Source organism: Mycobacterium sp. (genome assembly GCF_050701515.1).
GTDB lineage: Bacteria > Actinomycetota > Actinomycetes > Mycobacteriales > Mycobacteriaceae > Mycobacterium.
Window position 1 is genome coordinate 1 of sequence record NZ_JBOGDB010000203.1, and the last position, 8,452, is coordinate 8,452.

Sequence of the window (8,452 nt, forward strand, 5' to 3'; positions counted from 1 at the left end):
GTGCTGCACGCATCCGGAGTGATGGCCGCGGTCGCGGCGGGTGTCGTGATCGGCGGGTTGATGGAGAGCCGCGCCCAGCAGCCGGTGCGCGAGTTGCTGCACGAGCTGTGGGATGCACTCGGCTACATCGCGAACGCGCTGCTGTTCCTGTTCATCGGGTTGGCGCTGGACTTCGAGTTGCTGCGCGAGAACCTGGCAGCGATCGGTGTCGGCATCGCGGCGGTGTTGGTGTCCCGGCCGCTCGCGGTCGTCCCGCTGGTGATGTTGATGGAGAAGTGGGCGCGCATCCCGAAGGTCGGTAACCGCAACTCTGCGGTGGTCGTCTGGGGCGGTCTGCGCGGCGGTGTGGCACTCGCGCTGGCTCTCGCCTTGCCGGAGGAGCTGGCGCAACGTGAACAGTTCATCGCCATGTGCGGCGGCGTGGTGCTGGCCACCCTGCTGCTCAACGCGACCACCATTTCGTTTGTCGTGCATGTCCTCGGACTCGACAAGCCCAGCCGCTCCGACGAGTACCTCAACGCGTTGTCCCGGCTGCTTGCGGTGCGGGAGTCGCGAAATCGGTTACGGGAACTTGATTTCGAGGACCAAGTTGTAGCCGTCCATCTCGACGTCGCCGAGACCGACGCCAATGATCTGCTTGCGCGATCGAATCTTGATGCGGCGGAACAGAAGAGCGTCCTGACCCTGCGCGGCTTGCACATCGAGCGCGAGGCCTACCAGAGCCTCAGCGATGCCGGCCTGCTGCCGCCGATCGCGACTCGCACCCTGATGGAGGAGATCGACGCAGAGATCGAGGAGGAGGAGGGGGCGGGGGGCGTGCGGGTGGATGCGGCCCGCCGGGCCGCGCTGCCGTGGTATGGCCGCCTGCACCGGTGGCTGTTGAATCGGCTCCCCCAGCCGCTGGGTGAGGATCTGACCGAGGTCGCCTACATCGAGGTGGGTGCGCGGCGGCTGGCCGCGCACAAGGCGGTCGAGGAACTCGAGCTGTTCAAGACGCTGCCCAGCGTCGATGAGCAGATCGTCGACGACGCGAAACGTACCTTCGCCCATTGGGAAGAGTCCGCGGGGAAACGACTCGAAGATCTCGGCGCGGACGGCCCGGTCGACCGAACCATCATGCACCGCCGCCAAGCCAAGGCACTGACCCGGATCACCGTCGTCGAGACGCTACGCGACCTGGTGACCGCCGGAGTGATCTCGCAAGCGGTCGCCGACGCGGCGGCCACCCGGGTGCGGAGTGAGGTCGACCAGGCGGGCACCTGAGGGGCGCGGCTTCCCCCGCCGGACGGCGGCCACCGCGTCCTCGCGCCGGATCTGATCGGCTTCGGCCGCTCCGACAAGCCGAGCCGCCGTTGGTCAGCCGCCGTTGGTGCGATGTTCCCGCAGGAAGCGCACCGCGAGTTCGCCGACCTGCTCCGCGCGCCCGAACCAGGGGGCGTGACCGCCGGGGACGAAGTGCAGCTCTCCGTCGCGGAGGAAGTCCACCGCGCGCCGCGCGGTAGCGGGCGAGCCGAAAGGATCGTTGTCGCCCCAGATCATCTGCACGGGATGAGCGACCTGCGCCAGTTGCTGCCGGGTGAGGGCGATCTCCGGGCGCACCCGTCCGAAGCGCATCACCGCGGCCAGCAGGCCGACGAAGCTCTCGGCGTACGCGGGCAGCCGCTCACATGCCAACAGGAGGTCGCGAACCTCCCGCTGCGCGGCATGCTCGTGCACCATCGCGAACACGCGATCGACCTGCCGCGGCGATGGTGCCTGCAGCTTCAGCAGTGCCCGCCCGATGGCAGGTATCGACATCGTTCGCATGGGCAGCGGTGCCGATGTCCCGAGGATGTGCGCCGGACACGCCACCATCACCTGCGCGGTGACAGATCCTGGCCGGTCGAGCGACAGCCAGGTGCTCCACAGCGATCCCTGCGATTGCGTCACGAACGGCACGCACTGCAGGCCAATGCCTTCGAGAACCTGCGCCAGGAACTCAACGACCAGCGGGCGGAAGGGCTGTGCCCGGTAGTCGACGGGGTCCGTCAGCCCGAATCCCGGCAGGTCCACGGCGTAGAGCGTGTACCCGCCTAGGTGTGGCATCACCCGGCGCCCAGAAGGCGGAGGGGATCAGACCGCCAATCACCATCATCAGCGGTGGCCCCTCTCCGGCGACCAACAGGTGCGCGCGGCCCCCGGTCACGGGCGTGTCGACAAATCGGGACTCTGCCTGGATCCCGACGCGCTCCAGCAACCGGCACTGCGCGACCTCGAACTCGTCGACGGCCGTCGCGTTCGATCGAGTTTCTCGAAAACCGGTCATATGGCCAACTTATGCCTCAACGAAGCGGCATCACATGGGATGAATCACTCGTTCCCCGTGGCGATTTGAATAGGCAATTGTCCGTACTGGCGCTTCCAAGCGGATGAGATCGCAGGTCCCCCGTCGGCAACGGCTAGGACCCGCAAGACTTTTCGCTATGGCGGCCAACCTTCCCCACAGCCAGTGATATTGGGTGCCACAGCACGTGGGGTCTAGCCCTTGACATCGAAAGGACTTTCGCGGTGTTTGCTACCAATCCGCCTCTGCCTTCAGGGTCTGCCCGTAGTCTGAGCGTTCTCGCAGCGAGGGCGCGGGATCATCTCGGGAACGCGGCCGGTGACCACGCGGTCGAACATTTCGCGCACCGTGTCGCCCCTGTGTTGAACAGGTCACCGTTTCGCCGAAGTCGCCCATCAAACAGCCCGCGCTCAACGTGGCCGTGTTCGACGCGCTCGTCGAGGAGCTCATCCAAGCCGGGTTGGCCGCCGTCGCATAGGCACCCACCGAGCTGTCCGACCAGGTGCGCGCGGCGCTGCGATGCGAGATCGACTTCATCGCCGACGACCCGCGCAAAGGACGCGTCGCGCTCAGCCTCGCGCTGGCAAGCGCGCCGCTGGCCGAACGCCGCAGCACCGCCACAGGCGACGAACTCGTCGACTACTGCACCCGGCTATTTCTGGCTTCTGGGTCCAGCTTTCGCAGACGTCGCATGCACTGTGCGCTTTCAGCACGCGCAGCGCGCACCGTGACCGCGGGCGCTTGTTCTGTCATGCGCACACCGTATGCCACAGTTGTCGTCACAGGTTGCCGAGGTCGTCGGGCACGTCGACGGCGTGCTCCCGAAGCGCCTCCAGCGGCACCACGTCGAGGGTGCGCTCGTGGGTGGAGGCCAGCACCACCGGGGCGGCGCGGCCGTCGTGGTATGCCTTCAGCCAGTTCGTGGCGGTGACGCACCACCGGTCGCCCGGCACCAAGCCGGGGAACCGGAAGTGGGGCATCGGCGTCGACAGATCGTTGCCGATGAAGCGCTGGTGCTCCAGGAAGTCGGCGGTCACGACGGCGCAGATGGTGTGCCGGCCGATGTCCTCGGGCCCGGTCGAGCAGCAGCCGTCACGGTAAAAGCCGGTGAGCGGGTCGGTGCCGCACGGTTCCAGCGGACCGCCCAAGACGTTTCGATCAGGCACCGGTCCAGTATCCCGCCACTACACCGGGCGGCGCTCCGGGGAACACCTTCCACACAGTGCAGATGCTCATCTATGCAGATCTGCGGATGCGCCAGGAGAACTACGACCGTGAGCTGCGGTTGCGGGCGAAACGAAACATGGGGCGCGAAGGCGCGCGGTGACGATGACGCGCTGGCCGCCGCCCCACGTCGCCGACGAACGGTAGCTCGGGCCACTGAATTGGTGCACAAAGGCGGGTTCCACGGGCCGTAAATTGGTTGCATGGAGCCGGTCGGGATTCGGTCGGACATCGACGGTCTGCACGCAATGGCCGTCAGATGTCGAGCGCAAGCCGAGGTTCTTGTCAGTCGAAGCGACGCGCCGCTGGCAGGGTTGCCATGCCAGGCCACATCGGCCGCGGTCGTCGCGGCACATGCAAAGGTTCAACGGGTCAGCGCAGTGCTAATCGCGAGGTTGGACTCCACGGCCACAAAGGCGGCGAGCGCGGCAACGAGCTATGAAATGTCCGAACGCATCTCGGCGACCTCGTTGCGGGGTGTGGTGTGAGGCTGTCAGAGATTCGGAACTGGGACACCGACCATTTGACTGCGGGCGCATCGCGATGGACAAGTGCCGCAGCGTCGTGGACTGACGCGTTCACGGTGGCGTCGCGGGAGGCCCGAAGCCCGGGCGGCACCGATTGGGAAGGCATCGCCGCCGAGGCGGCGCAGTCGCGCGCGGAGGCCGACCGCATCAGGGTTCTCGGACTCTCGGACGTGCTTAATGAGCTGGCCACGACGGCCCGCACCGGCGCAGCGGATGTCATCGCGGCCCGCCAGCGCGTCCTTGCCGTGGTGGCACGGGCGGACGAGGCCGGGTTCGACGTGCGAGACGACCTGTCCGTCGTCAGCCGTGCAAGTACAGGGCCGGCCGGCATGCAAGCCGCCCGACAGGCGCAGAGCCACGCGATCGCGGCCGACCTCGGCACAGCAGCGAGTGCGCTGACCGCGGTTGACCGGCAGATCGCCGCGCGGCTGTCAGGGCTGGCGGCGGCGCTGGACCAGGTGCAGTTCGCCGAATCGGTCATACCCACGGCGAATCCCGCGGCATGGTTCGATGCTGTTCCGGAGTCGGTCTGGACGATCAAATGCGTTGCCGCGACCGGTGGCGGCTGGGATTGCAATTTCCGCGTCGACAACGGCTGGTACACGGAACACTTCTACGTACCGCCCTAAAGGAGATGTCATGGGGTCGAAGAAGGTGCTGCGCGTCGGTCAGACCTTGCAGCTCGAGGAGCTGCCCGACGGGCAGTGGCGAGCGTTCTATCCGCTTGAGGACTGGTCGGTGACGGCGCCGACCAGAGTCGAGGCCTTTCGTCAGGCGGCCGCGGAATTGGAGCGCAGGCAGCAGGAGCCGGGCTACAGCGAAAGACAACGCGAATTGGCCAAGCAGTATCTGGATAATCCGCTGCCGGGTCTGGAGGTCGAGGAGATGGACGAAACCGCCTACGAGCAGCGGATGCGGGACCTGCCCAGGCTCGCAGAAGAAATCGCGCGGAACGTGCCGCCGGATATCCGGGCGGCGATCGACGAAGGCCGCGCTTAGATCATTTCCTTCTTGGTCAGCCAGCGCATGATCGGCCAGCCGACGAACACCGGCAACCAGCAGGTGAGCACCCGGTAGAGCAGTACCGACGGCACGGCGATCGCGGCGGGCACCCCGAACGCCGCGAGGCCACCGATCAGCGCCGCCTCGACGGCGCCGACGCCGCCGGGGGTGGGGGCGGCCGACGCGAGGGTGCCGCCGATCATGGTCACCACGGTGACGGTGACGAAGGAGGTGTCGCCGCCGAAGGCTTCAACACTGGCCCACAGCGCCAGGGCCGCCCCGAGAGTGGTTGCGGCGCAACCGAGCACGATCAACACCAGCCGCCTGGGCTCGCGGGCAAGGGTGGCCAGGTCGCCGAGCACTTCGTTGAGCCGCGGGCGCACCGCGGTCGCCAGCCACCGCCGCAGCCTGGGCACCAACATGAACAGGCCGGCCATCCCGAGAGCAGCACCGGCGACGATGTACAGGATGGTGGCGGATGGCACGAAGTGCGAAAGGTCAGCCGACGCGCCGGCGGCCGCGCTGAAGAAGATCAGCAACCCCACGTGGGTGACCACCTGCACCGACTGCTGCAGTGCTACCGCGGTGGTGGCGCGCAGCGCGCCGAGCCCGCCCTTCTGCAGGAACCTCGCGCTCAGTGCGAGTCCGCCGACACCGGCCGGGGTGGTGGTCGCGGCAAATGTGTTGGCCACCTGCATGATTGTCAGATCGCGGAGCCGCACCAGCCCGTCCGCGCAGGCCCACAGGGCCACTGCCGCGCCGATGTATTTCAGCGCCGACACCGTCAACCCGAGCAGTGCCCACCACCAGTTCGCCGTCCTGAGTTCGGAGAAGAACGTCGGCACCGAGCTGATGAACGGAAAGGCCACATAGACCAGCGCAAGCAGCAGCACCAGCTGGATGACCTGGCCGCGGGTGAAGCGGGTGATCGTCTCGGTCTGGATTTCATCCGCGCCGGTTTGGTGCTTCACCTCGTCGCGGGCCGCAGCCATCACCGCCTTGGCGTCGAGGACCGATTCCCGGATGCGCTTCGGCACAGCGATTCTCGTCAGCCGACGGCACGCGGTCAGGACGGCGTCCTTGCCGAAGACCTCGATCGCCACGCTGGCCGCGGACTTCGCGCCGTAGAGCTCGGTCGTGGTAACCAGAAGTTGCGCGATGTCGGATTGGAGTTGTGCGTCGGTGGCCCCGTACTCGGCGTGGTCGAAACCACCGAACAGCACGGTGTCGTCCTCGACGGTGATTTTCTTGCCGCGCAGGTCTCCGTGCGAGATCTGCTGATCGTGGAGCGCCCGCAGCGACTCCCACACTCGGGGCACCGGGGTGTCCTCGACGCATTCGGTGATCGGGGTGCCGCGGTCGGCCGTGTGCGCGTACAGGGTCCAACCCCGGTCGAGCGCGGCGACGGCCAGCGGCGCGGTGTTGCCGAGTCCCAGATCGCCGATGGCGATCCCCATCAGCGCGCGATGTTCGACGGTGCGACGCATGGAGGCGTGCAATGGCGCGGTTTCGCCGCGGCGCAGTCGCAGCTTGCGCCAGAGCTGGCGCAGCACCCCACCGCTTTGTTGGTTCGGGCCGTACAACTCGATCACCGCCGACGAGCCGGGTTCGACCGAGCCGGCGTCGAGAATCAACGCTCCGGGACCGGCCGGTCGAACCACCCGCAGCGAGGACACCGCGAATCCGCGTCGGGCCAGCGCCCGCACGGTGCCGTCGAGCGGCACCTCCAGCGCGGGTGTGCCGACCACCAGGATCACCAACGCGCCGACGAACCAGCCCACGGCCAGACCGAGAATTGACCGACTCGGAACCACCGCGCTGACCACCAGGTGGATGGGCACGAAGGCCAGCAGCAGTGCCCACCACCACCGCCGCCACCGAGCGGGTAGCCACGGACCCGACACCGTGAGCATGGCGGCGAGCATCGCGATCCAGCGCGGGTCGTCGAGGAACTCCGACAGGACGGTGTCGAGTTTGTCGGACAGGTCGAATTGCCATCGCGGCGCGGTGATCCCGCTTGGTTGAACGGACAGCGCGAGCACGGCGATGATCCCGGCGGCGGCGTATGCGCCGAGGAGCTTCCATTGGCGGCCGACGATCAGGCCGATCAGGATTGCGAACGGCAGCGCCAGAATCGCCAGCCCGTAGGCCAGATAGACCAGGTTGGACTGGGTGGGGGTCAGCACGCCGACGATGTCCGAGATGGACCTTTCCAGCTCGACCCACTCGTAGCGGGTGATCAGCGAGCTGGTGATGACCGCCGCCAGGAACACCGCCGCCAGGACCAGCCGCAGGATGTCGGTGGTGCGTCGGGTCAACGGCTGCAGCAAGCTGCCCGAAACGGTGATCTCCCGCCCGTCAACTCGCATGTCCCGCGGATCCTTCGGATCGGTTCTGGAGCCCTACGTGCCGCTGGCTCCCGGACAACCTCCCGGACAACATAGCTGGACACCAGCGAGCACAGCGGTAATCTCAGACCCGGACAGGCAGAGGGGGTACCTATGGACCTCGTGCTCGGTCTGTCGATGACTTCGACAGCCGTCCGCTGGGTGCTCGTCGATGGGACCACGGGCGAGGGTGCGCCCATGGACCGCGGAGCACTGGACACCGCCACGACCACGCTTGACGCGGACCGCCTGCTGGAATCGCTGCTGGACGACAACGAGAACCTGGCGGAAAGCACCATCCACGCGATCGGTGTCACCTGGGCCGATGACGCGGACGCTGAAGCGAGCACCGTGCTGGAAGCCCTGGAAGCCCGGGGCCTCGATAACGTGGTCGCCGTCTCGGAGATCGAGGCCACCGAAGCGCTGGCAACTGGTATCGCGGACATCGCCGGCTATGACGACGTCGCCGTGTGCATCTTCGAACCCGAGGGCGCCCTGGTTGCAACGGTCAACTCCGACGGCGTGTCGGTCGACCGCAACGACCGACCTCTCGACAGCGCGGAAGCCGTCGACCTGACCGCCACGACGGTCGCGTTGGATCTCAACGATCGTCCGCTGGACGCGATCTTCGTCGTCGGTTCGGTCGACCTCGATCCGATCGTGTCGACGCTCGACGCCGTCGCGGCCGCACCGGTCATCTCCGCCGCCGAAGCCGACATGGCCATGGCGCGCGGAGCGGCGGTGGCGTCGGCGCTGGCGGTCAACACCCTGGACGCCGAGACGGCACCGGTCAGGCGTTTCGCCATGTCGAGAACCGCCGCGCTGACGTCCGTCCTCGCCGCCGCGGTGGTGGTTTTCATCGTCTCGCTGTCGGTCGCGCTCGGTCTTCGGCTGACACCGGATGCCGCCCCCGAGCAGCCGCGGAACGCCAACGCCGCCGGAGGACCGGCCCCGGCGGCGAGTCCGCCGTCGGCCGCACAGGCCGCGCC

At 67.5% G+C, this 8,452-nt stretch carries 7 protein-coding genes and 1 pseudogene; 5 read left to right on the forward strand and 3 right to left on the reverse strand.

Annotated features, from left to right (window positions below; all coding sequences use genetic code 11):
* A partial coding sequence (locus ACRDU5_RS16390) for a cation:proton antiporter domain-containing protein (protein ID WP_526615692.1) occupies positions 1-1,263 on the forward strand: 1,263 nt, incomplete at its 5' end.
* A 12-nt stretch (positions 1,264-1,275) separates the two neighbouring features.
* A pseudogene (locus ACRDU5_RS16395) lies at positions 1,276-1,350 on the forward strand (alpha/beta fold hydrolase); the annotation flags it as partial.
* A 6-nt stretch (positions 1,351-1,356) separates the two neighbouring features.
* On the opposite strand, the gene ACRDU5_RS16400 reads toward ACRDU5_RS16395, so the two are convergent.
* The gene (locus tag ACRDU5_RS16400) at positions 1,357-2,052 is read right to left on the reverse strand and encodes an alpha/beta fold hydrolase (RefSeq protein WP_526615693.1); all 696 of its coding nucleotides are present in this window, start codon (positions 2,050-2,052) and stop codon (positions 1,357-1,359) included.
* 1,050 nt (positions 2,053-3,102) lie between these two features.
* Positions 3,103-3,489: a DUF2237 family protein gene (locus tag ACRDU5_RS16405; RefSeq protein ID WP_526615695.1), complete on the reverse strand. Its 387-nt coding sequence runs from the start codon at positions 3,487-3,489 to the stop codon at positions 3,103-3,105.
* Between the two features lie 641 nt (positions 3,490-4,130).
* On the opposite strand from ACRDU5_RS16405, the gene ACRDU5_RS16410 reads away from it, so the two are divergent.
* Together ACRDU5_RS16410 and ACRDU5_RS16415 are read left to right on the forward strand one after the other, a co-directional pair.
* Positions 4,131-4,703, forward strand: coding sequence for a hypothetical protein (locus tag ACRDU5_RS16410; RefSeq protein ID WP_526615697.1), 573 nt, complete (start codon positions 4,131-4,133; stop codon positions 4,701-4,703).
* 10 nt (positions 4,704-4,713) lie between these two features.
* Entirely contained in the window at positions 4,714-5,073 is a 360-nt protein-coding gene (locus ACRDU5_RS16415) for a hypothetical protein (protein ID WP_526615698.1), read from the forward strand.
* On the opposite strand, the gene ACRDU5_RS16420 is transcribed toward ACRDU5_RS16415, so the two are convergent.
* Entirely contained in the window at positions 5,070-7,445 is a 2,376-nt protein-coding gene (locus ACRDU5_RS16420; protein ID WP_526615699.1) for a lysylphosphatidylglycerol synthase transmembrane domain-containing protein, read from the reverse strand. The genes ACRDU5_RS16415 and ACRDU5_RS16420 overlap by 4 nt on opposite strands.
* Before the next feature lie 132 nt (positions 7,446-7,577).
* Between ACRDU5_RS16420 and ACRDU5_RS16425 the strand changes: the two genes are divergently transcribed.
* Positions 7,578-8,452 (forward strand): DUF7159 family protein (locus ACRDU5_RS16425; protein WP_526615700.1); only part of this gene is annotated, 875 nt, incomplete at its 3' end.

Excerpts from the sequence above, each read along its gene's own strand:
- ACRDU5_RS16415 (WP_526615698.1), top strand. The coding sequence starts at position 4,714 with ATGGGGTCGAAGAAGGTGCTGCGCGTCGGTCAGACCTTGCAGCTCGAG.
- ACRDU5_RS16420 (WP_526615699.1), bottom strand. The coding sequence starts at position 7,445 with ATGCGAGTTGACGGGCGGGAGATCACCGTTTCGGGCAGCTTGCTGCAG.